Raw genomic sequence first — 21,873 nt, 5'->3', positions numbered from 1 at the left:
CGGCCGGGGCCACCGCAGTATCCACGGCCGGGGGCATCGCAGTATCCACGGCCGGGGGCACCGCAACAACGCCCCCCTGCGTACGCTCACCCCAGACAATCCCCCGCAGGAAGCGGAGCGCCCCGTGCCCCCCACCCTCGCCGCGCAGCTGACCCGCACCGCCGCGGAAGCCGCCCACGCCCACCGCCCCGCCGCCTGCCCCTGCCGCGACACCGGAACACTCGCCGACCGCCCGGACGCCACCGTCGTACGGCATGCCGACACCGTCGCCAAGGCCCACCCCCGAGGCACCGACCCCACCGAACTCACCCTCCGCCTGGCCACCGCCACCACCTGCCCCGACGTACTCCTGCCCCCGCTCCAGGAGACCCCCACCGTGGTGCACGAGCGCCTGGTCACCTTCTGGCCGTACGGCGAACCCGTGGACCCGCGCACCCCCGACACCGCCCCCTGGGCAGCCGCGGCCACCCTCCTCGCCCGTCTCCACCGCCACCCACCCCTCCCGCGCACACCCCCCATGCGCGGCCCCGCCAAGGCCGCACGAGCCGTCGAACGACTCAAAGCCACGGAACCCACCAGCACCGCCGCCACCCCCGTCCTCCAGGCCTGGCACACACTCCCCGCCTGGGCCAGGGGCGAGGCCGCACCCCCAGGAGACGGCACCCTCTGCCACGGCGACTTCCACCTCGGCCAACTCGTCCGACACCCCACCACCCACGACGGCTGGCGGCTCATCGACGTGGACGACCTCGGCACCGGCACCCCCACCTGGGACCTGGCCCGCCCGGCGGCCTGGTACGCCTGCGGACTCCTCCCCCCGGAGGACTGGACCCGATTCCTCACGGCGTACCGGGACGCGGGCGGCCCCGCTGTACCCCCGCACGGCGACCCCTGGCCCGCCCTGGACATCCCCGCCCGCGCCCTCACCGTCCAGACCGCGGCCACCGCGATCACCAAGGCGGCGCGCGCCGCACGCCCCCTCGACGAGGTCGAGCAGTCCTTGATCGACGCCTGCGCGCGCATGGCCGCGACCCCGCCCGAGTTGACGTGCGAATCCGCCCCGTAGGGTGCAACCGACCGCGGCCCGGACAGAGTCTGTCCAGGCGACAGCCGAAGCAGCACCGACCGGCAGGAGTTGAGCCGACATGCAGTGTCCGAAATGCCGTGCAGCGATGCACACCTACAACCGCAACGGCGTCCAGATCGAGCAGTGCAGCGGCTGCCGGGGGATATTCCTCGACTACGGCGAGCTGGAGGCCCTGACCCGCCTGGAGTCCCAGTGGTCCCAGCCGGCCCCGCCCCCGGCGGCTCCTCCCGCCCCGCAGGCCTACCCGGCGGCGCCCGCGGCCCCCGCCTGGGGCGCCCCGCACCCCGGCGGCCACTACGGCCACAAGCGTCACAAGAGCTTCGGCCACATGCTCTTCTCCAGCTGAACCGGATGAGCCGGAGCAACCGGCACACGACGAAGCCCCGGCCGCTAGCAGCGACCGGGGCTTCTCGGTGTGTGGACGATACTGGGATTGAACCAGTGACCTCTTCCGTGTCAGGGAAGCGCTCTCCCGCTGAGCTAATCGTCCTCGGGACCACGACCCGAGAGCCGTGGATCTTGCGTGCGCGATACTGGGATTGAACCAGTGACCTCTTCCGTGTCAGGGAAGCGCTCTCCCGCTGAGCTAATCGCGCGGGGTTCGGATCTTCGAGGAAGACCCAGGATCCGAAGATCCAGTGGACGATACTGGGATTGAACCAGTGACCTCTTCCGTGTCAGGGAAGCGCTCTCCCGCTGAGCTAATCGTCCTTGGAGGTGGAGACGGGATTTGAACCCGTGTAGACGGCTTTGCAGGCCGTTGCCTCGCCTCTCGGCCACTCCACCAGGAGTGCGGGGGTTCGGGATGATCCCCCTTGCTCTTTCGAGCGAACGACGAGGTTCGAACTCGCGACCTCAACCTTGGCAAGGTTGCGCTCTACCAACTGAGCTACGTTCGCCTGTCTTTCCGGTCCGCTTGCGCGTCCCGGCGACGTGTTGAACTCTAGCGGATTCCTGGGCCAGTACAAAAACGCGTTTGTGCAGCGTGCTGCCCCGCGCCCCCGCCCGGCCCGCCTCCGCACATGGTCAGAGCCCTCGGGGGGACAGGCCCGGGTCACCCGGACGGCACCGGTCATAGACTCGACAGCGTGCTCGACCTCCCTCCCCTGGCCCGCTTCGGCAACCGTCTCGCCACCGGCCTGCTCGACGTCACCCACGACCCCGAGGCCCTCGACTCCACCGGCTTCTGGGCCGTCGCCGCGGACTTCGAGGGCCGTCTGACCTGCGCCCGCTTCCAGGACGTACGGGAATCTCCCGTGCCCGACCCGGTGCCCGGGGCCTGGCGCGGCCCCGCCGCGAGCGACTGGACCTCCTCCCTCGACCACGCCGCCTACACCGCGGGAGTCCGCCGTATCCGCGAGCACATCGCGGCCGGCGAGGTCTACCAGGCCAACCTCTGCCGGGTGCTCTCCGCGCCCGTCGCGCCCGACGCCGACGTGGACGCCCTCACCTCGCTGCTGGCCCGCGGTAACCCGGCGCCGTATGCAGGAACGATCCGGCTGCCGGCGCACGGCGTGGAGATCGCCACCGCGTCGCCGGAGCTGTTCCTGCGCCGGGACGGCAGAATCGTGGAGTCCGGGCCGATCAAGGGCACCGGGCGCACCGAGGCGGACCTGCTGGAGAAGGACTTCGCCGAGAACGTGATGATCGTGGACCTGGTCCGCAACGACATCGGCCGCGTCTGCGCCACCGGCACGGTCGGCGTCCCCGACCTGTGCGCCGTGGAGAAGCACCCCGGCCTCGTCCACCTCGTCTCCACCGTCCGCGGCGAACTGCGCCCCGACGCCGGCTGGCCCGAGCTGCTCGACGCCGCCTTCCCGCCCGGCTCGGTCACCGGCGCCCCCAAGTCCAGCGCGCTGCGGATCATCGACGCGCTGGAGACGGCGCCCCGCGGCCCGTACTGCGGCGGCGTCGGCTGGGTCGACGCGGACCGGGGCACCGGAGAGCTGGCGGTCGGCATCCGCACGTTCTGGATCGACCGCGCCGAGGGCCTCCTGCGCTTCGGCACCGGCGCCGGGATCACCTGGGGCTCGGACCCCGAGGGGGAGTGGCGGGAGACCGAGCTGAAGGCGTCCCGGCTGCTCGCGGTAGCGTCGGGCGAGTACGAGGTCAGTGGAGAGGGGCTCTAGGAAGTGAAGATCTGGCTCGACGGCGGGCTGCAGGACATCGAGTCCGCCCGCGTCTCCGTCTTCGACCACGGTCTGACCGTGGGCGACGGCATCTTCGAGACGGTGAAGGTCACGGACGGCCGTGCCTTCGCGCTCACCCGCCACCTGGCCCGCCTGACCCGTTCGGCCCGGGGCCTCGGCCTGCCCGACCCCGACCTCGACGAGGTCCGCCGCGCCTGCGCCGCCGTGATCGAGGCCAACCCCATGCCGCTGGGCCGCCTGCGCATCACCTACACCGGCGGCCACGGCCCCCTGGGCTCCGACCGCGGCGAGCACGGCCCGACCCTCGTCGTCGCCCTCGGCGAGACCACTCGCCGCCCGGACTCCACGGCCGTGATCACGGTCCCCTGGACCCGCAACGAACGCGGCGCCCTCACCGGCCTGAAGACCACCTCCTACGCGGAGAACGTGGTCGCCCTGGCCCGCGCCCACCAACAGGGCGGCTCCGAGGCGCTGTTCGCCAACACCGTCGGACAGCTCTGCGAGGGCACCGGCTCCAACGTCTTCGTCGTCCTGGACGGCGAGATCCACACCCCGCCGCTCGCTTCCGGCTGCCTGGCCGGCATCACCCGTGAGCTGGTCGTGGAATGGACCGGCGCCAAGGAGACCGACCTGCCGCTGGACGTCCTCCAGCGGGCCGACGAGGTGTTCCTGACGTCCACGCTGCGCGACGTCCAGGCCGTCCACCGCGTCGACGAGCGGGAACTGCCCGGTACCCCCGGCCCGGTCACCGCCAAGGCCATGCGCGTCTTCGACGAGCGCTCCGGCCAGGACCAAGATCCGTGAGCTGTCGGAAAAGAGGCTGACGCAGGGCGCCTGCGCGGGTAGAACACCCCTGATGACCACGACCCTGCGGCCGACCGAGCCGCTCCAGCGAGCCGCCGACGGGATGCTGTCCCGCCACTTCCAGGTGTGCGTCAACAGCCGTCCCGTCGGGGCGATACGCGTGTCCACGGACCCGGTCTTCGGGCCCGAGGTCGCGCGCATCAGCGATCTGCGCATCGAGGAACCCGACCGCGGACGCGGGCGCGGCACCGTGGCCGCCCTCGCCGCGGAGGAAGTGGCCCGCGGCTGGGGCTGCCGCCGGATCGAGATCCGGGTGCCCGGCGCCGCCGGACCGGCGCTGCGCCTGGCCACCGCGCTCGGCTACGTCCACCGCAACCGCGGCCTGGAGAAGCAGCTCCCCGTCCTGGCGCCCGCCCTGCCCGCCGGCAGTCACGGCCGGCCCATGACGGAGGACGAGTACGGGCACTGGCTGGAGGCCGGCACCGCGCACTACGCGCAGAGCTGGATCGACCGCGGCGTCCCCGAGGAACAGGCGCGGACCAAGGCCCGCACCGACATGGCCACCCTGCTCCCGACGGGCCTCGCCACCGAGCACACGCTGATCAGCGTCCTGGAGCACGAGGGCACCCCCGTCGGCACCCTGTGGCTGTCGGTGGCGAAGGAGGCGGCGTTCGTCTACGACGTCGAGACCCACGAGGGGTTCCGCGGCCGGGGCCACGGCCGCACCCTGATGCTGCTGGCCGAGATCCAGTCACTGGCCGCCGGGAAGCGGGCCATCGGCCTCAATGTCTTCGCCGGGAACGAGGCTGCCGAGCGGCTGTACGAGTCGCTGGGCTATGTGCCGGTGGGCTGGTCGATGTACAAGAACCTGATCTGAGAGCCGGAGGGGCGCCGGGTCAGCCCTGCCCGGCCTCCGCCAGCAGCCGGTCCACGATCTCCTCGATGCGCTCACGCAGCCCTTCCTGGCTCTTGCCGCCGTCCAGACGTTCGCCGCCGATCACATACGTCGGGGTGCCGGTGACACCGATGGCCTTGCCCTCGGCGTGGTCGGCGTCGACGATCAGGATGTGCCGGCCGTCGATCAGCGCGGTGTCGAACTCCTCGGCGTCCATGCCGAGTTCCTTGGCCACCTCGACCAGGAAGGGTTCCCCCTTACGGTCCAGTTCCTCCACCCGGCCCAGCACCGCCTCGGCGTACGCCCAGCCCTGACCCTGCTCCAGCGCCTCCTCGGCGGCCTGCGCGGCGGCGAAGGCGTGCTTGTGCTTCTCCAGCGGGAAGTGCCGCAGCCGCAGTTCCAGCCGGTCGCCGTAGCGGGCCCGCAGGGCGCGCAGGTCGTCGAGGGCGGTACGGCAGTCCGGGCACTGGAGTTCGCACCAGACGTCCAGGACGGGGGCGGCGGGACGGACGGGGGAGGAGTCGCTCATGCGCACAGTCTCCCAGCCGACCGCCCGCCGGACCCAATCCGGTCGTCGTGACCGCCGTGGTCCGGTCGTCCTGATCGCCGTGGTCCGGTCGTCGTGACCGCCGTAGGGGAGGAGTCCGGACCGGCACCTTCGGACGAGCCGACCCGGAGATGTCCCTGATGTCCGCCGGGAGCATGGCCCGGCGGGGTGTCGTAGGTGCAGGATGGAAGGGACGAACCACCCGTGGGCCCGTGCCCGGACCGAATCCTGCTCTGGAGGACCGGATGATTGCCGAGACCGTCTGTTCCGCCGTAGCCGCGGCCGGCCTGGGCATCGCCGCGGTCACGGCGTACCGCAAGCGATTCCTCTCCGCCGCCCGGATCGCCGCCTACTCCCTGGTCCCGCTCGGACTGGTGATGACCGGCGTCGTCGAGTGGCTGGCGGACACCGCGTTCAGCCCGGTGGCGTGGGCGGGCTTCGGTGTGCTCGGCGCGGCCTGGCTGCTGTTCGCGAGCACCCGGGCCGTGGAGCGCCGCAGGGGTCTCGGCACCCGCAAGGAGCGCAAGGAGGCCAGGGCCGCCCAGCGCGGAGCGGTCGCCCCGGCCGCGTCGGCGCCGTCCCTCGGCAGCGGCGCCCGGCCGTCGGCGGCCAAGCCCGCCGCCGCGCCTCAGGAGGACTTCAGCGACATCGAGGCGATCCTCAAGAAGCACGGCATATGACGACCGCATGAGGGTTGAAACGACACAGTGGATCGCCGTCCGTCCCTAAGCGATCAAGACCTGGAACGGACATTGCGGAATATGGCGAACTCCCGCTTGTTCCGGGCGTGTTGATCGCGCGGGGTGGCCCGACTGCGTCATCATCGCCCGCGAGATGCTGGACACGACACAGAGCGAGACCGCGCCCCCTCAGGACGAGCCGCGCGGATGCCTCTTCGCCCTTTCCCAGCCACCGCTGATGATCTTCCTAGCGGTGATCGGGTGTCTGCTGCTCATGGCTGCGCTGCACGACCTGCTGCTGCTCTGAGCCGTACCCGCGGCCCCCCGGCGCCACCCGCCGGGGCCCGCGCGCACGCCGATGACAGTTCTGCCCGGGACCACCGGTTCTGGCGTGCACGCCGCTGACCAGGGGCCGTGGACCGCCGGGGTCGGCCGTGTACGCCGGCGACTGAGGTCGGCCCGGGACTGCCGGGTCTCGCGCGTACGCCGATGACCGAGGGCCGTGGACCGCCGGGGTCGGCCGTGACGCCGGCGACTGAGGTCGGCCCGGGTTCGCCGGGTCTCGCGGGCACCCGGACGACTGAGGGCGGTCCTTGATCGCCGAGCCGCGCGCACGCGGGCGACCGGCACAGGCCCCAACCCTTTGCTTCGGGAGGCAGGCCGGCGCACCACCGACCGAAGAGCCACCGGCACGGGCCGCGTCGGTGCGAGCGTCACGCGTCAGTGTGCGCTCCTGGATCTTTCGTCCGGATCAGCCCGCCCACGGTCGACGGCGCCTCGGCGGCACCTCGACGGCGACAACGCGGCCGAGGGTGCCCCCGCCGTTCCGGCAGGAGGCGAGTCACGGGCCGCGCACCACACCGCCCCGTGCCGGACCGGGGCCCTACCCCGCCGCTTCCTTGCGCCGTGCCCGGTACGCCGCCACGTGCAGGCGGTTGCCGCAGGTGCGGCTGTCGCAGTAGCGGCGGGAGCGGTTGCGGGAGAGGTCGACGAAGGCGCGCCGGCAGTCGGGGGCCTCGCAGCGCCGCAGCCGCTCCTGCTCCCCGGCGACCACGAAGAACGCCAGCGCCATGCCGCAGTCGGCCGCCAGGTGGTCGGCGACCGAGGCGCCGGGCGCGAAGTAGTGCACGTGCCAGTCGTAGCCGTCGTGGTCGGTGAGCCGGGGGGTGGTGCCGGCGGCGGCGATCAGTTCGTTGATCAGGCCCGCGGCGCCCCGGGCGTCCGGTGCCTCGAAGACACGCGTGAACTTCTCCCGGATCTTGCGCACCGCGGACAGATCGAGCTCCGAGAGCACACCGACATCGCTGATCTCGTGCTTGCGCACGAAATCGGCGAGCGCCGCGACGTCCGGCAGGGTGTCCTGCGCCGGATCGTCCTCCGGCGCGGTGTTCACCAGATCCACGACGGCGTCGAGGGCACACCGGGTGTCGTGGGTGATCAGCACATCTCGCTCCCTGGCCTGAGGGTCGGGCGCACCGCGCCCGCCGATGCTGGCCGATGGTAATAGCTTCGCCGACGCCGGGACGGATGCACCAGGGGGCCGGTGGCCGAGGGCTACCGAAAGCGGCCCGGCCGAGGGGCGTGATCCGGCCGTGGGGGAGCGGGGTCCACGCATGCCGACGCCGTCCCCGCGAGTGACTCACGGTGACGGCGTCGGCGCATACCGTATGCGATTGTTTGTCCTGGCCCGAGCCGTCACCCCGAGTCGACGGCGCCGGGCTGCTTCGTGGCGGCCCTCCTCAGCTCTCCGCCAGGATGTGCGACAGCTCCTGATCGAGATCGAAGTGCCGGTGTTCCGTGCCGGGCGGCACGGCGGCGTCCGTTCGCTTCAGGAAGGACTCCAGGGCGCGGGCGGGGGCCTCAAGAAGGGCCTCGCCCTCCGGGGAGCTCAGGGCGATGCACACGACGCCCTGGCCGTGACTGCGCGACGGCCAGACTCGGACGTCGCCGGTACCGGTGGGCCGGTGCAGGCCCTCTGCCAGGAGGTCGCGGGCGAACACCCACTCGACGGTCTCCTCGGCTCCGGTGTGGAAGGTGGCGTGCACGGCGTAGGGGTCGGCCGTGTCGTACCGCAGGCCCGCGGGGACGGGCAGGGAGGACTCGCTCGACACAACGAGGCGCAGGTGCAGCTCGCAGCTGACCGTGGTGTTCATAAGCGCCAGGGCCTTTCGCTCAGTGTGCGCTCGGGGATTCGCACGTCGGCGAAATCGACATGCCACCTACGGTGCCGTTGTAAACCCCTCTGAGTGTTTTGCGTGTCTTTACGTAACTCTTCCGGCCGATGAACCGTTCGCGCGGTACGACCATTTCGGTGACCGGTTTCGCTCCGGTAGGGTTTGGCCGTATGAATACGGGGAGTAGCGAGCCTGGCGAGGTGGCCATGGCTTCCGACAGGACCGAAGTGGATGGTGCGAAGGGCGAGCGGGCGCTCGGCTCAAGAGCTCCGGAGTTCATCAAGGCGCGCCGCCTGCTCCACCTGAGCTGGCAGGTCGGCGTCTTCATCATCGGCCTGGCGGTCGTGGTGGTCGGCATCATCATGCTGCCGCTGCCGGGACCCGGCTGGGTGGTGATCTTCGGCGGTATGGCGATCTGGGCGACCGAGTTCGTCTGGGCCCAACTGGTACTGCGCTGGACCAAGCGCAAGGTCACGGAGGCCGCGCAGCGCGCCCTCGACCCCAAGGTGCGCCGCCGCAACATCATCCTGACCTCGATCGGGCTGGTGATCATCGGTGTGCTGGCCGGCATCTACCTGTGGAAGTTCGGGCTCGTGATGCCCTGGAAGATCAAGGACCAGTGATCCGCCGAGGGGGTGCCGGTGCCGGGCGGACGGCGTTCGCGCTGGTCACAAGCACCCCCTGACATGGGGTAATGTTCTTCCTGCGCCCGGGCGATTAGCTCAGTGGGAGAGCGCTTCGTTCACACCGAAGAGGTCACTGGTTCGAACCCAGTATCGCCCACCCGGAACCGCGGCCCGTCTGCCTCGCAGCAGACGGGCCGCGGTCGTTTCCGGGGACTCGCGCCCCGGACGAGTTTCGGCCGCGGCCAGTCCGGGTCCGGGCCCCGCATTCTGTCCGACGGGTCGACCCCGCCGTACGCCACCTGCGGGAACGCGCCACGGTGAGCCGACGCGATCCGCCGGGCCCGGCCGTCGCGCCCGCGCACCCCGCAAGAAAATCCTGTCCGAATCATTGACGCACCCGAAGCCCCTCCGTAACTTGTGCCAGCAAGCGCTTACTTGAAACGATTCATGCAGGCGGCGATGACGCTGCGGGGAGGTGGCCCAACCATGGGAACCAGCAGGAATGTTGAGAGGCGAACGATCCTGAAGGTGGCCGGCGCTTCGGCGGCCGCGCTCGGGCTGGGGGCGACCACCGCGTGCGGCGGTGACAGTGGATCGGGCGACGGAACGGTCACGCTCCGTTACGCCTGGTGGGGTGGCGAGCCGCGGACCATCGCCATCAAGAAGACGATCGATCTCTTCGAGAAGAAGTACCCGAAGATCAGGATCAAGCCGGAATTCACGGACTACGAGGCGTTCTGGGAGAAGTTCCAGACCCAGGCCTCCGGTGGAAATCCGCCGGACGTTTTCCAGAATGCCGTCGGCTTCCTGCGCAAGTACGACAAGCGCGGTGTTCTGATGGACCTCAAGCCCCAGGCGGACGCCGGGAATTTGAGCCTGGACAACTTCCGCAACGGCGTTCTGGCGAACGGTCAGGTCGACGGCAAGCAGATCGCCGTCCCCGTCGGCGCCAACACCATGGCCCTCGTCATCGACCTCAAGGCCTTCAAAAAGGCGGGCGTGGCACCGGAGTTCGGCTGGACCTGGGACGAGTACTTCGGGGCGCTGCAGACCATCCAGGACAAGCTGAAGATCGCCGGTGACACCGGCTACTTCGCCATCATGTACCTCTACGACCTGTACCTGCGTCAGAACGGCAAGGCGTTCTTCACGGACTCCGATCTCGGCTTCACCGAGGACGACCTGACGCAGTGGTGGGAGGACGGCTACAAGCGCGTGCGCTCCGGACTGGTCGCCGACCCGAAGAAGGTCGAGCAGGTCAAGCCCAAGTCCGCGCTCTCCGCGGGCCTTGCCGCCTCCGAGTTCACCTGGGACAACTTCTCCATCCGCTACGAGGGCGAGGGCGAGTCCGACTACGGACTCGCGCCGATCCCCACCACCGACGGCAAGGCCACCGGCCAGTACCTGGGCTCCCTGATGCTCAGCGCCTTCTCCGGCACCAAGCACCCCAAGGAGGTCGCGCAGTTCATCGACTTCATGGTCCACGACCCCGAGGTCGGCACGATCATGGGCTACGACCGCGGCATCCTCGCCACCAGCGAGCAGTACGACGCCTTCACCCCCACCGACGACAACAACAAGGGCGTGAAGGCGTACGAGGAGGAGGTCGCCGAGGCCGGCGTGCTGGGCAAGATCACCCCGCACCCGTCCGGCGCCGATGTCGTCGAGTCGGCCTTCCTGCGGCTCGGCGGTGAGGTCGCCCAGGGCAAGACCAAGCCGGCCGACGCCGCCAAGGCGCTGTTCAGCGAGGCCAAGGCCGCGTTCGCGGGCTGAGGGGACGTACCACCATGACGCTCGTCAAGGAAGCGCCCGCGCGCCCGGCCCGGAAGCGGCCCGCCGCTCCCGCCGCCGGGCGGCGCGGGCGGCGCCGCGAGAACCTCGCCGGCTATCTCTTCATGTCGCCGTGGATCGCGGGGTTCCTGCTGCTCACGGCGGGGCCGATGATCGCGTCGCTGTACTACGCGTTCACCAGCTACAACCTGTTCACGCCGCCGAAGTGGGTGGGCCTGGACAACTTCACCACGATGCTCCAGGACCCCCGCTGGCAGAAGTCGGTCGAGGTCACCCTGAAGTACGTCGTCGTGGCCACACCGCTGAAGCTGCTGCTCGCCCTCGGCGTCGCGCTGCTGCTTGCGCAGAGCAGGCGCGGACAGGGCCTGTACCGGGCCGCGTTCTACATGCCTTCGCTCATCGGCGCCAGCGTCTCGGTGGGCTTCGTCTGGCGGGCGCTGTTCTCCGACGACGCGGTCGTGGACCGTACCCAGAAGGTCTTCGGCATCGACGTGGGCGGCTGGATCGGCAACCCGGACTACATCCTCTACGCCCTGGTCGCCCTCAGCATCTGGCAGTTCGGCGCGCCCATGGTGATCTTCCTCGCCGGGCTCAAGCAGGTCCCGCGGGAGCTGTACGAGGCCGCCGAGGTGGACGGCGCCGGACCCTTCCGGCGGTTCTGGAACATCACCCTGCCGATGATTTCCCCCGTCCTGTTCTTCAACGTGCTGCTGGAGTCCATCCACGCGTTCCAGGTGTTCGGCTCCGCCTACGTCGTCTCCGACACCCGGTGCGGTCCCGCCGACGCCACCCTCGTCTACACCTGCTACCTCTACCAGAAGGGCTTCAAGGAGGCCCAGATGGGCTTCGCCTCCGCGATGGCCTGGACCCTGGTGGTCGCGGTGGGCCTGGTCACGGCGGTGCTGTTCTGGTCGCAGAAGAAGTGGGTGCACTACGAGGAGGCCGCCAAGTGACCAGCGCAACCACTCCCGCCGTGCGCACCGCCAAGGAGCGCAGGCGCCTGGGCTCCCTCGCCTGGCACGCGGGCGCCCTCGCCGTCCTCGCGGTCGTGCTCTACCCCGTCCTCTGGGTGATCGGCGCCTCCTTCAAGCCCAGCAAGGACATCATCGCCAGCCTCGACCTGCTGCCCACCGAGCCGGTCTGGTCCAACTTCTCCGGACTCGCGGACGGCATCTCCGGCATCTCCATCGGCAGCTTCTTCTGGAACTCGCTGATGTACGCCGTGCTCGCCGTGGTCGGCGTCGTGGTCTCCAGCTCGCTCACCGCGTACGCCTTCGCCAAGATCGGCTTCGCCGGGCGGAACCTGCTGTTCACCCTGATGATCGGCACCCTGCTGCTGCCGTACCACGTGCTGCTCATCCCGCAGTACGTGCTCTTCCGGAACCTGGAGCTCACCGACACCCTGGTGCCGCTGGTCGCGGGCAAGTTCCTGGCCACGGAGGCGTTCTTCGTCTTCCTGATGGTGCAGTTCATGCGCGGGCTGCCGCGCGAGCTGGACGAGGCCGCCAAGCTCGACGGCTGCGGACACCTGCGCACCTACTGGTCGATCGTGCTGCCGCTGAGCCGGCCCGCGATCATCACCAGCGCCATCTTCACCTTCATCAACGCCTGGAACGACTTCATGGGGCCGCTGATCTACCTCAACACCCCCGAGAAGTACACCGTCTCGCTCGGCCTGATGATGTTCCGCGACCAGGAGGGCGTCTCCAACTACGGAAGCATGATCGCGATGTCGCTGGTGGCGCTGGTGCCGGTCATCGCCTTCTTCATGGCCTTCCAGCGCTATCTCATCGACGGCATGGCGACCTCCGGACTGAAGGGATGACCATGGCCGAGGCCCGCACCAAGGCCCGCAGGGAGTCCCTGTTCGGCGAGCGGTTCGGGGTCTTCGCCGAGTGCCTGCTCACCGGGGTGTGGATCGCCCTGGCCTCGCTCGGGGTCGTCACCTACCCGGCCGCCTTCGCGGCCGGGGCCCGGCACCTGCGCCGTCGTACCGCTCACGAGGGCGGCGGTTGGCGGGAGTTCACGGCGGACTTCCGCGCGGCCGTGCGCGGGGGCGGGTGGGTGGTCGGGCTCGCGGGGTGGGCCACGGCCCTCGCCGTCTGGGTGGACGTCCAGGCCGCCCGGTCCGGGCTGCCCGGCGGGCCCTTCGCCGGGGCCGTCGGACTGTGCGCGCTCATCGCGCTCGCCGTGGCCCTGCTGCGGGCCGCGGCCGTCTGGGCGCCCGGGGCCTCCTGGCGGGCGCTGCTCGCCGCCGCCGTACGCCGGACCCTGCGCGACCCCGCCGGGTCCTTCCTGATCGTCGCCGGTCTTGCCGTCGTGGCCCTGTCCGCCGGATTCGTCGCGCCGCTGGCGGTTCCCGTGCTGGGAGCCGTCGCGGCGGCGGCCGTCGCCGTGGAGGAGCGCTACCGGCACCGCTGACCGCGGCGGTGCCGTCGCACCAGGTAGGCGCCCTCGGCGCCGTACCTCTCTCTGTCATGCCCCTGCCCATGTCACCCGCACGGAAGGAATGGTCATGTCCCCCATCCCCCGCAGGTCCCTGCTCAAGGCGGCCGCCGTCGCCGGAGTCGCCGCGCAGTTCAGCTGGGCCCTGGGCGCCAAGGACGCGCAGGCCGCGCCGAGAGCCGCCGCGGGTGACCGCGACCCGGTGACCCTGGACTGGCTGGAGGACGGCGGCCTCGGCGCCGCACCCGGCTCCACCCTCGGCGTGCCCTGGCCCAAGGGCGCCTTCCAGGAGGACCAGACGTTCGCGCTCACGGACGCGGACGGAAAGTCGGTGCCCGTCCAGACCTGGCCGATCGCCTACTGGCCCGACGGCTCCCTCAAGTGGACCGCGCACGCCGTGAGTTCGGGCGGCAAGGGCAAGCTCACCCTCGCCCCGGGCGAGGCAGCCGCCCCCGCGAAGAAGGTCACCGTCGACAAGCGCGGCGGCACCGTCGATGTCTCCACCGGCGTCATCACCGCGCGGATCGGCAAGAACGGCGCCACCCTCATCAAGTCCGTCACCCGCGGCGGCACCGAGATCGCCAAGAACGGGCGGCTCGTGCTGATCCGCCAGCCCGAGATCGAGGACGAGGACCAGGGCACGGTCAGGACCGAGCGCTTCGACGGCGCCATCTCCAAGGTCGAGGTCGAACAGGAAGGCCCGGTCCGCGCCGTCGTCCGTATCGACGGCAAGCACCGCAAGGGCAACCGCAGTTGGCTCCCCTTCTCCATCCGCCTCTACTTCTACGCCGGCGCCGACTCCTTCCGCATGGTGCACACCATCACCTACGACGGCACCCAGGACCCCGGCAAGGCCGGCGGCGACTTCATCCGCGGCCTCGGCGTCCGCTTCACCGTCCCGATGCGCGACGAGTCCTACGACCGGCACATCCGCATCGGCGGCGAGGGCACCGGCATGCTCCGCGAGGCCGTCAAGGGCATCACCGGACTGCGCCGCGACCCCGGAATCGCCGTGCAGGAAGCGCAGTTCGCGGGCGAGAAGCTCCCCGACCCGGCCACCTGGGACCAGCGCGTCACCACCCGCCTGCAGTACATCCCCGAATGGGGCGACTACACCCTCTCCCAGCTCTCCGCCGACGGCTTCACCCTGCGCAAGCGCACCAAGAAGGGCCACGGCTGGATCGGCGCGGGCGGCGGAAGCCGCGCCAACGGCTTCGGCTACGTCGGCGGCGTCAGCGGCGGACTCTCCTTCGGACTGCGCGACTTCTGGGAGAAGTTCCCCGCCCAGCTCGACATCCGCGACGCCCACACCGACGCCGCCGAAGTCACCCTCTGGCTCTGGTCGCCCGAAGCCCAGCCCATGGACCTGCGCTTCTACCACGACGGCATGGGCCAGGACACCTTCCCCGAACAGCTCGAAGGCCTCAACATCACCTACGAGGACTACGAACCCGGCTTCGGCACCCCCTACGGCATCGCCCGCACCTCCGAACTCCTCTTCTGGGCCAACGAGTCCACCCCCTCCGCCGACCAACTGGCCCGGCAGATCGAGGCCGTACGCGTCCTGCCGCAGCTCGCCGCCCCGCCCCAGCAGCTCATCAAGGCCGGCGTCTTCGGCCCCGGTCTCTACTCCGAGCCCGACCGCTCCACCCCCGCCAAGGCCAAGATCGAGGACCACCTCGACTTCCTCTTCACCTACTACAAGGACCAGGTGGAGATGCGCCGTTGGTACGGCTTCTGGGACTACGGCGACATCATGCACACCTACGACACCGTCCGGCACCAGTGGCGCTACGACGTCGGCGGCTACGCCTGGGACAACTCCGAACTCTCGCCCGACCTCTGGCTCTGGTACGCCTACCTGCGCTCCGGCCGCGCCGACATCTTCCGCTTCGCCGAGGCCATGACCCGGCACACCGGCGAGGTCGACGTCTACCACCTCGGCAAGTGGGCGGGCCTCGGCACCCGGCACGGTGTCCAGCACTACGCCGACAGCGCCAAGCAGCAGCGCATCGCCAACACCACCTACCGCCGCTACTACTACTTCCTCACCGCCGACGAGCGGGTCGGCGACCTCATGCACGCCAACGTCGACTCCGACGAGACCTTCCTCGTCCTCGACCCCATTCGCAAGATCCGCACCGAGCCCTACACCCCCGACCGGCACGCCCTGTCCATCGGCTTCGGCACCGACTGGTCCGGCCTGGTCTCCGCCTGGCTCACCGAGTGGGAACGCAAGGGCCCCAAGTGGGAGAAGGCCAAGGCCCGCGTCCTGTCGACCATGGAGACCATCGCCGCCCAGCCCAACGGCTTCGTCCAGGGCAGCGGCCTCTACGACCTCGACACCGGCAAGTTCGCCGTCGCCGACGAACCCGTGGTCGGCGTCTCCCACCTGTCCGCCGTCTTCGGCCTCAACGAACTGTGCGCCGAACTCATCGACCTCGTCGCCATGCCCGCCTTCAACGAGGCCTACTTCGACTACTGCCGCTACTTCAACGCCACCAAGACCGAACAGGCCGCCCGCTACGGCTCCAACTTCGGCACCCTGCTGCTCTTCCAGGGCCACTCCCGCCTGGACGCGTACGCCGCCGTCAAGACCGGTGACGAGAAACTCGCCAAGCGGGCCTGGGAGAAGTTCTACAACTCCGACGGCTACAAGGAGTCCGCGCCCTGGAAGACCGAGAAGCTGAGCGGCCCGCTCGCCCTGGTTCCCGGCAGCGAGGCCGCCTGGGTGTCCACCAACGACACCGCCCTGTACGGCCTCGCCGCCATTGAGAACCTGGCCCTGCTCGGGGACCGGATGCCCTAGCTCATCCTCCCCAGCGCGTCCCGCACTCGCCGTACGTCCCTGATCCGCTGCTCGTACGTCGCGCCCAGCGCGAGCAGCAGCAGGCCGGCGAGTGCGGGCAGCGCCCAGCGGGGGAGGGCGTCGGTCACCTGGACGATGTACGGCGCCAGTTCGTGCAGCGCGTCCAGCGCCAGCACCGCGCCGCCCAGCAGCAGCGGCGCCTGGAGCTGGTGGCCACCGCCCAGCAGGGTGATCGACAGGGCCGCCAGGCCCAGCAGCAGGGGGCGTGTCCAGTGCGGGTCGACCCAGGCCGCGACCAGGCTCGGCAGCAGGGTCGCGGCCAGGCCGGGACCGTACGCGACCCAGGACGAGGTCTCCGGCACGCGCCGCCTGCGCAGGGCGCCCACCAGCAGCGCTGGAATGGACACCGGGAGCGTGTACGCCTCCGGCATGTCGACCTCCCAGGCCGCCAGGCGCACCCAGGTGGCCAGGACGAAGAGCACCGCGGACGCGTAGCCCACCGCACGCCGGTCCGGCCGGATCGCGGTACCCGCGGTGATCACCCCGCACAGGGCGAGGACCAGGGCCAGCATCGGCGGGTTCAGCACCGTCAGGCCGATCGCGAGCAGGGCCGCCGCCGCGCCGGTCGCCTCGATCGGCAGCGCCGCCCGGGGGAGACGCGCCGCGAGCAGGGCCGCGGCCACCGGGACCGTCAGGACCAACAGCGCCGTGTACTGCGGCTCCCAGTCGGCCGCGGCGCCGATCGCGCAGGTCAGCGCGGTGGCGTAGGCCAGGGCCGCGGGCGCCGCGAGGTGCGCGGCGCGCACGGCCGCCGCCGCGAACAGCAGCGTCAGCGCCGTGAGTACGGCGAGCGTGGCGGTCCGCGTGGCCAGGGCGAGGAGCGCGGTGTGGAGGGAGGTCAGTCCGGCCAGGGCGGCGAGGACGAACGGGGTCGGGACAGGCGGAACGGTTCCCTTCAAGAAGCTGGGCTCCTCGGCCGTACCGGGTTCCTCGGCCATACGGGATTCCGGCGTAGCCGTACCGGACTCCTCGGCCGTACCGGGCACGACCAGCGCCCCCAGCACCGCCAGAACCGTCACCCCGAGTCCCGTCAACAGGCCAACCGCATACGGCAGTTCCAGCACCGGCGGAACCATCAGCGCCGCGACCCAGCCCAGCACCAGCGCCGCCGGCCTCGCCCAGGGGTGCACGGCGAAGGCCAGTACCGCGGCCACCGCCGCCAGGACCAGCGGGGCCGTCTCCATGTGCGTCACCCACGGCAGCTCGCCCGTCACCGCCGCCCGCATGTCCGACGGCGCCCCCGACCACGGCGACGCGACCCAGGCCAGCGGACCCGGCAGCACGACCGCGAGGAGCTGCGCCGCCCACACCACGGCCACCGCCTGCACCACACCGGAGGCCACCACGAAGCCCTTGCGCACGCCCTCCGGCACACTCGGCACCCGCCACACCGCGAGCAGCGCCAGCCCGCAGGCCAGGTACACCGGCACCGTCCACACCGTCGGCAGCAGCACGCGCGGCACACTGCCCAGCGCCGCCACCAGCAGCAGACCCGCGACAGGCACCGTCACGGCCGGGGTGCGCCGAGCCGCCGCCAGCGCGATCGCCGCGGCCAGGACAAGGAGCGCCGCCGCACGGGCGGCGGCGCTCGGACCGGTGGCCGCCATGGACAGCGCACCGGCCGTCAGCACGCCCCCGGCGCCCATGCCGCACGCGCCGATCACGGCGGTGAGCCGCACGGGGCGGCCGGAGACCCGGAGCGCCACAGCGGTGTTGAACCCGGCCGTGGCCAGCAGCGCTGCCGCGAACCCGAACGCGTCCGCGTCGGCCGCCAACGCCCACAGCGGAAGCGGCAGTTGGGCCGACGCCAGCGCGGACGGCAGCGGCAGCCGCAGCTCGGCGGTGCGCGGCAGCAGCCCGTACGCCGTCCACACGGCCGCCAGTACCGCCGCTCCGGCCGCCGAGTAGCCGAGACCGTCGACCCCGCTCAGCGCCACCTCGTGCAGCGCGTACGCGTCCAGCACCGTCAGCGCCAGACCGATCCCCGCCACCGCCTCCGCCGTCGAGCGCAGCCCCCGCGCCGTCAGCACCAGCGGAACCGCCAACGCCGCCACCGTGATCAGACCCAGCACCGCGGACCGGCCGACGATGCCCAGGTGGCCCCAGCCGACCAGGGTGAACGCCAGCGCGGCGATCGTCAGCAGGGTGCCGCCGAGGATCAGCAGCACGTTCTGCACCCGGGGCGGCGTGGCCTCGGGACCGGGCGAAGGAGCGGCCGCCGTCTGCGCCTGCGCCCTCGGGCGGGCGGCTTCCACCGTGGCGATCAGCCACCCGCGGCGGGCGAGCAACTGGGACCGCCGGGCGTCCAGTTGCCGCAGCTCCGCGTCGAGCAGCCGCAACTCCTCGGCAGGGGAGGGGATGTGCGTCATGCCATGGAGTGTGGTCCGCGTCACGACCCACGACATGAGTGTGCGTACTCAGAACGTACTCAGATCCACTGCCACACTCGGACCATGGACTGGTCCCATTACCGCTTCCGCAGCCTGTGGGCCCTGCCCGCGCCGCCCGCCACCGTCTACGCCGCCCTGGAGCGCGCCGAGGACTACCCCCGCTGGTGGCCCCAGGTGCGCGAGGTCGACCGCCTCGACGACACCAGCGGCCGGATCCGCATCCGCTCCACCCTGCCGTACGACCTGGTCTTCACCGCGCGCGAGGTGCGGCGCGACCCGGACGCCGGGGTGCTGGAGATCGCCATGACCGGTGACCTGGAGGGCTGGGCGCGCTGGACCCTCACCCCGGCCGGCACCGGCACCCTCGCCCGCTACGACCAGGTCGTCGACGTCCGCAAACCCCTCATGCGCCGCCTCGCCGTCCCCGGACGCCCCGTCTTCCGCGTCAACCACTGGCTGATGATGCGCGCCGGACGACGCGGACTGCGCGCACACCTGGAAGCGGTTTGAAGGAACGCCGCGAAGACCTGTATTGTTCACTGCGTTCCCGGGCGATTAGCTCAGTGGGAGAGCGCTTCGTTCACACCGAAGAGGTCACTGGTTCGAACCCAGTATCGCCCACCGGGAAAGGCCGGTCCGCACCACGCGGACCGGCCTTCTTGCTGTCACGCCACGCTCACGCCGCCACTTCCGGACCCGCCGGAAGATCCGGCCGCAGCGGCCACGCCGGGTCCACCGCCTCCTCCGAACCACTGCGCGCGAACCACGCCTGCAGACCACGCGCCTGCGCCGCGTGCCAGACCGCCTGCAACGTGTGCAGCTCGGCCGGCGACAGACGCTCCAGCCGCGCCGCGAACCGCCGCCCCACCGCCCGTACGACCTCCAGCGCCGCCAGCGCGTCCGCGCCCGCGTCGTGCGCGCCGTCCAGCGTGACGCCGTAGTGCTCGCACAGGTCCGTCAGCGTGCGGCGGCCCTTGCGGTAGCGGTCCAGATGCTTGTCCAGCACCCGCGGGTCCAGCACCAGCAGCGGCGCCGACTCGAACCAGCGGTCCAGCGACGACGCCCGATGGCGGCGCAGCTCACGGTCGAAGAGAGTCAGGTCGAACGGCGCGTTCATCACCACCAGCGGGCGCCCCGCGACCGCCTGTTCGGCCAACACCTCGGCTATCTCGTGCATCACCGGCGCGGGCCAGCGGCCATTGCGCTGCAGATGCTCATCCGTCAGTCCGTGCACCGCCGTCGCCGCCTCCGGCACCGGCACGCCCGGATTCACCAGCCACCGGGTCACCCTCGGCCGGGTGCCCGGAGCGTCCTGAATCACCACCGCCGCCGAGACGATCCGGTCGTTCTCGACGTCGACACCCGTCGTCTCCGTGTCGAATGCCGCCAGCGGGCCCTCATACCAGCACGCCATATCCGCCCAACCCCTCGCTCACCCAAGGCAGCTGACGCCCCGTCTTCTGCCTGTTTGGTGATACCCGGGCTGTTTGCGCCGTACGCCGGAAGGACACAACAGGAATACGGGTCCTTGCAGTTCAGCGGCCCGTCACGGGGATTCACTCGGCTGGGAAGGCTGTTGGCCATGGCGATAGCGCAGCCCGAGCGGGGCGGGCTGCTGCCCGAACGTGCGAGCCCCCACCGCGGCACGCTCGCCACCACCGCCTGCATGGAGACGCTGCAAGTCGGATACCTGCACGCCGTAGCGGCGGCCGCGGGCTGCTCACTGTCCCAGCCCTTCCCGGACAACGGCATCGACTGGCACGTCAGCCACAGCGCGCCCGGCCACACCGTCGACGACGAAGTCACCATCAAGGTGCAGCTCAAGGCCACCTACCAGGTCGCGCCCAACCCGCCGGGACGCACCTTCTCCTTCACACTCGACAACGACCACCTGCGCAAGCTCGCCCGCACCCCGGTCTCCGTGCACAAGATCCTCGTCGTCATGCTCGTCCCGCGGTCCCAGGACGACTGGCTGCGCGCCAGCCACGACCGGCTCGACCTGAGGCACTGCTGCTACTGGGTCAACCTCGCCGGACACCCCATCACCGGCCGCACCCGGACCACCGTGCGCATCCCCACCTCACGCATCTTCGACGACCGCGCGCTGTGCGAGATCATGACGCGGGTCGGGACCGGAGGCAGACCATGACGCACCGCCCCGTCGGCGAGCCACTGCGCCCCGTCCGCCCGCACCCCGCCGACACCGGCGGCTGGCACCGGCCCCCCGAGCCCGACCAGGTCGACCCCGCCGTCCTGTCCGCCCTGCTGCACCGGCACGGCTGGCAGCGCCGCGGCGGCGCCACCGGACGCTACGGCCGCTGGACCCCGCCCGGCCCCGGCGGCGGCGGAACCAGCCTGCTGGTACCCGAGAGCCGCGCCTTCCCCGACAGCGACGACCTGCTCGGCGAGGCCCTCCTCGCCCTCGCCCGCAGCGGCACCCCCTCCGCCCGCGAGGTCCTCATCTGCCTGGCCGTACCCAGCGACGAGATCCGCTGGTGGCGCGACGTCCCCACCGGCCCCGCCGGAACCACCGGCTGGACCGCCGACGAGCACCTGCGCTCCGCCGCCCGCCAGACCCTCCTCGCCGCCGCCCTCGCCACCCGCGCCCGCGCCGGCTACTACGGCGCCCGCCACAGCCGCCCCGCCACCGCCCTCCTGGACACCGTCCAGGTCGGCTCCCCGGTCGCCGGCCGACGCCTCACCGCCTTCGTGCCCGTACGCACCGGCCGTCCCCTCGCCGTCCGCCTCCACCAAGCCCTCTACGCCGCCCGCGAGGCCATCGACTACCGGCGCGCCACCGGCGCCATGGACGCCTTCGACGGCGCCGTCGAGGCGGGCGTCAGCCGAGAACTCACCGAGGCCCTGATCGCCCTCGTCCGCGGCACCGAGGGCGCCCGCGTCGCCGTCGCCTGGGCACCCGCCGCCGGGGTCCCCGAGGGCTGCGCGGCCACCGCCGAGGCCGTCGAGTTCTCCCCCGGCGACCTCCCCGCGCTGCGCGAGGCGGGCGCCCGCTATCTGCGCGCGGAGCCCTCCGTCCCGGTCCGGATCACCGGTGCCGTGGTCCGTATGCGCCGCTCCGGCCCGCGCGGGGAGGGCACGGTACGGCTGCGGGTGCTGGCCGGGGCCGAGATCCCGCACATCCGGCTCACCCTGGACGAGGAGTCCTACCGCATCGCGGGCCACGCCCACCTGGTCGGACTGCCGGTCCGGGTGGACGGACGGCTGGAGAGCCGGGGCGGCTTCCGCAGGCTCACCGAGGTCTCCGGCGTCGCACCCGTCCAGGTCGACGAGGCCGAACGGGACCGCCTGATGAAGTCGATCCAGGAGACCGCAGAGACGATGGCCTTCTTCGAGGAGGCCTGCGGAGGGGAATGATTTCGCCCTCGGTGGGTGCGGGTCGGTACGATCGCGTAAT

At 71.4% G+C, this 21,873-nt stretch carries 21 protein-coding genes and 7 tRNA genes; 18 read left to right on the top strand and 10 right to left on the bottom strand.

Annotation, left to right across the window (positions count from 1 at the left end; translation table 11 throughout):
- Positions 1-124: 124 nt before the first annotated feature.
- Positions 125-1,066, top strand: a complete 942-nt coding sequence (locus ACZ7L7_RS21160) for a phosphotransferase family protein (protein ID WP_453603990.1) — start codon at positions 125-127, stop codon at positions 1,064-1,066.
- Positions 1,067-1,145: 79 nt separating this feature from the next.
- Positions 1,146-1,433, top strand: a complete 288-nt coding sequence (locus ACZ7L7_RS21155; protein WP_285511441.1) for a TFIIB-type zinc ribbon-containing protein — start codon at positions 1,146-1,148, stop codon at positions 1,431-1,433.
- Between the two features lie 72 nt (positions 1,434-1,505).
- Here the strand turns inward: ACZ7L7_RS21155 and ACZ7L7_RS21150 are convergent.
- From ACZ7L7_RS21150 to ACZ7L7_RS21130, 5 genes are all read right to left on the bottom strand, one after another.
- A tRNA-Val gene (locus ACZ7L7_RS21150) sits at positions 1,506-1,577 on the bottom strand.
- A 34-nt stretch (positions 1,578-1,611) separates the two neighbouring features.
- Positions 1,612-1,683, bottom strand: a tRNA-Val gene (locus ACZ7L7_RS21145).
- A gap of 43 nt (positions 1,684-1,726) precedes the next feature.
- A tRNA-Val gene (locus tag ACZ7L7_RS21140) sits at positions 1,727-1,798 on the bottom strand.
- A gap of 1 nt (position 1,799) precedes the next feature.
- Positions 1,800-1,873: transfer RNA gene (locus ACZ7L7_RS21135), tRNA-Cys, on the bottom strand.
- A gap of 40 nt (positions 1,874-1,913) precedes the next feature.
- Positions 1,914-1,986 (bottom strand) — tRNA-Gly (locus tag ACZ7L7_RS21130).
- 189 nt (positions 1,987-2,175) lie between these two features.
- On the opposite strand from ACZ7L7_RS21130, the gene ACZ7L7_RS21125 reads away from it, so the two are divergent.
- The 3 genes from ACZ7L7_RS21125 to ACZ7L7_RS21115 are packed head-to-tail and all read left to right on the top strand — an operon-like array spanning position 2,176 to position 4,918.
- A complete protein-coding gene (locus ACZ7L7_RS21125; protein WP_285511440.1) occupies positions 2,176-3,216 on the top strand; it encodes a chorismate-binding protein in 1,041 nt (346 codons plus the stop codon).
- Between the two features lie 3 nt (positions 3,217-3,219).
- Positions 3,220-4,041, top strand: a complete 822-nt coding sequence (locus ACZ7L7_RS21120) for an aminotransferase class IV (protein ID WP_285511439.1) — start codon at positions 3,220-3,222, stop codon at positions 4,039-4,041.
- Between the two features lie 52 nt (positions 4,042-4,093).
- On the top strand, positions 4,094-4,918 hold the full coding sequence (locus ACZ7L7_RS21115; protein WP_471429873.1) for a GNAT family N-acetyltransferase: 825 nt from the start codon (positions 4,094-4,096) through the stop codon (positions 4,916-4,918).
- A gap of 19 nt (positions 4,919-4,937) precedes the next feature.
- Here ACZ7L7_RS21115 and ACZ7L7_RS21110 read toward each other — a convergent pair whose 3' ends face one another.
- Entirely contained in the window at positions 4,938-5,465 is a 528-nt protein-coding gene (locus ACZ7L7_RS21110) for a DsbA family protein (RefSeq protein WP_285511437.1), read from the bottom strand.
- Between the two features lie 263 nt (positions 5,466-5,728).
- Between ACZ7L7_RS21110 and ACZ7L7_RS21105 the strand changes: the two genes are divergently transcribed.
- Positions 5,729-6,163 carry a hypothetical protein gene (locus ACZ7L7_RS21105; RefSeq protein WP_285511436.1) on the top strand — a complete coding sequence of 145 codons (435 nt, stop codon included), beginning with the start codon at positions 5,729-5,731 and terminating at the stop codon, positions 6,161-6,163.
- A 154-nt stretch (positions 6,164-6,317) separates the two neighbouring features.
- Positions 6,318-6,470 carry a hypothetical protein gene (locus ACZ7L7_RS21100; protein ID WP_176711650.1) on the top strand — a complete coding sequence of 51 codons (153 nt, stop codon included), beginning with the start codon at positions 6,318-6,320 and terminating at the stop codon, positions 6,468-6,470.
- Positions 6,471-7,046: 576 nt separating this feature from the next.
- Here ACZ7L7_RS21100 and ACZ7L7_RS21095 read toward each other — a convergent pair.
- Complete coding sequence (locus tag ACZ7L7_RS21095) at positions 7,047-7,607, bottom strand: CGNR zinc finger domain-containing protein (protein WP_285511435.1); 561 nt, start codon at positions 7,605-7,607, stop codon at positions 7,047-7,049.
- 295 nt (positions 7,608-7,902) lie between these two features.
- Positions 7,903-8,316: an SsgA family sporulation/cell division regulator gene (locus tag ACZ7L7_RS21090; RefSeq protein WP_004002642.1), complete on the bottom strand. Its 414-nt coding sequence runs from the start codon at positions 8,314-8,316 to the stop codon at positions 7,903-7,905.
- Positions 8,317-8,507: 191 nt separating this feature from the next.
- Here ACZ7L7_RS21090 and ACZ7L7_RS21085 point away from each other — a divergent pair, with 191 nt between their 5' ends.
- From ACZ7L7_RS21085 to ACZ7L7_RS21055, 7 genes are all read left to right on the top strand, one after another.
- Positions 8,508-8,960 carry a TIGR02611 family protein gene (locus ACZ7L7_RS21085; protein WP_285511434.1) on the top strand — a complete coding sequence of 151 codons (453 nt, stop codon included), beginning with the start codon at positions 8,508-8,510 and terminating at the stop codon, positions 8,958-8,960.
- 88 nt (positions 8,961-9,048) lie between these two features.
- Positions 9,049-9,120, top strand: a tRNA-Val gene (locus ACZ7L7_RS21080).
- Between the two features lie 329 nt (positions 9,121-9,449).
- The gene (locus ACZ7L7_RS21075; protein ID WP_285511433.1) at positions 9,450-10,736 is read left to right on the top strand and encodes an ABC transporter substrate-binding protein; all 1,287 of its coding nucleotides are present in this window, start codon (positions 9,450-9,452) and stop codon (positions 10,734-10,736) included.
- A 14-nt stretch (positions 10,737-10,750) separates the two neighbouring features.
- Positions 10,751-11,707, top strand: coding sequence for a carbohydrate ABC transporter permease (locus ACZ7L7_RS21070; RefSeq protein ID WP_471591717.1), 957 nt, complete (start codon positions 10,751-10,753; stop codon positions 11,705-11,707).
- On the top strand, positions 11,704-12,579 hold the full coding sequence (locus tag ACZ7L7_RS21065; RefSeq protein WP_453608581.1) for a carbohydrate ABC transporter permease: 876 nt from the start codon (positions 11,704-11,706) through the stop codon (positions 12,577-12,579). Before ACZ7L7_RS21070 ends, ACZ7L7_RS21065 begins: the two co-directional genes overlap by 4 nt.
- Positions 12,580-12,581: 2 nt before the next feature.
- The gene (locus ACZ7L7_RS21060) at positions 12,582-13,175 is read left to right on the top strand and encodes a hypothetical protein (protein ID WP_472076791.1); all 594 of its coding nucleotides are present in this window, start codon (positions 12,582-12,584) and stop codon (positions 13,173-13,175) included.
- A gap of 94 nt (positions 13,176-13,269) precedes the next feature.
- Entirely contained in the window at positions 13,270-16,008 is a 2,739-nt protein-coding gene (locus ACZ7L7_RS21055) for an exo-rhamnogalacturonan lyase family protein (RefSeq protein ID WP_472076789.1), read from the top strand.
- On the opposite strand, the gene ACZ7L7_RS21050 is transcribed toward ACZ7L7_RS21055, so the two are convergent.
- On the bottom strand, positions 16,005-18,437 hold the full coding sequence (locus tag ACZ7L7_RS21050) for an SCO7613 C-terminal domain-containing membrane protein (RefSeq protein ID WP_472076787.1): 2,433 nt from the start codon (positions 18,435-18,437) through the stop codon (positions 16,005-16,007). The genes ACZ7L7_RS21055 and ACZ7L7_RS21050 overlap by 4 nt on opposite strands.
- An 84-nt stretch (positions 18,438-18,521) precedes the next feature.
- Between ACZ7L7_RS21050 and ACZ7L7_RS21045 the strand changes: the two genes are divergently transcribed.
- Complete coding sequence (locus ACZ7L7_RS21045) at positions 18,522-18,968, top strand: SRPBCC family protein (protein WP_285511427.1); 447 nt, start codon at positions 18,522-18,524, stop codon at positions 18,966-18,968.
- A gap of 39 nt (positions 18,969-19,007) precedes the next feature.
- A tRNA-Val gene (locus tag ACZ7L7_RS21040) sits at positions 19,008-19,079 on the top strand.
- 55 nt (positions 19,080-19,134) lie between these two features.
- Here the strand turns inward: ACZ7L7_RS21040 and ACZ7L7_RS21035 are convergent.
- Positions 19,135-19,872: a 3'-5' exonuclease gene (locus ACZ7L7_RS21035; protein ID WP_285511426.1), complete on the bottom strand. Its 738-nt coding sequence runs from the start codon at positions 19,870-19,872 to the stop codon at positions 19,135-19,137.
- Positions 19,873-20,040: 168 nt separating this feature from the next.
- On the opposite strand from ACZ7L7_RS21035, the gene ACZ7L7_RS21030 reads away from it, so the two are divergent.
- Both ACZ7L7_RS21030 and ACZ7L7_RS21025 read left to right on the top strand, forming a co-directional pair.
- Complete coding sequence (locus ACZ7L7_RS21030) at positions 20,041-20,607, top strand: DUF4365 domain-containing protein (protein WP_471591722.1); 567 nt, start codon at positions 20,041-20,043, stop codon at positions 20,605-20,607.
- On the top strand, positions 20,604-21,833 hold the full coding sequence (locus ACZ7L7_RS21025; RefSeq protein ID WP_285511424.1) for a hypothetical protein: 1,230 nt from the start codon (positions 20,604-20,606) through the stop codon (positions 21,831-21,833). Before ACZ7L7_RS21030 ends, ACZ7L7_RS21025 begins: the two co-directional genes overlap by 4 nt.
- The last annotated feature ends 40 nt before the right edge of the window (positions 21,834-21,873 follow it).

The sequence above is a fragment of the Streptomyces sp. NPDC110618 genome, from assembly GCF_055657065.1.
Note: the sequence above shows the minus strand (reverse complement) of the source record. Positions and strands in the feature narration are given on the sequence as shown.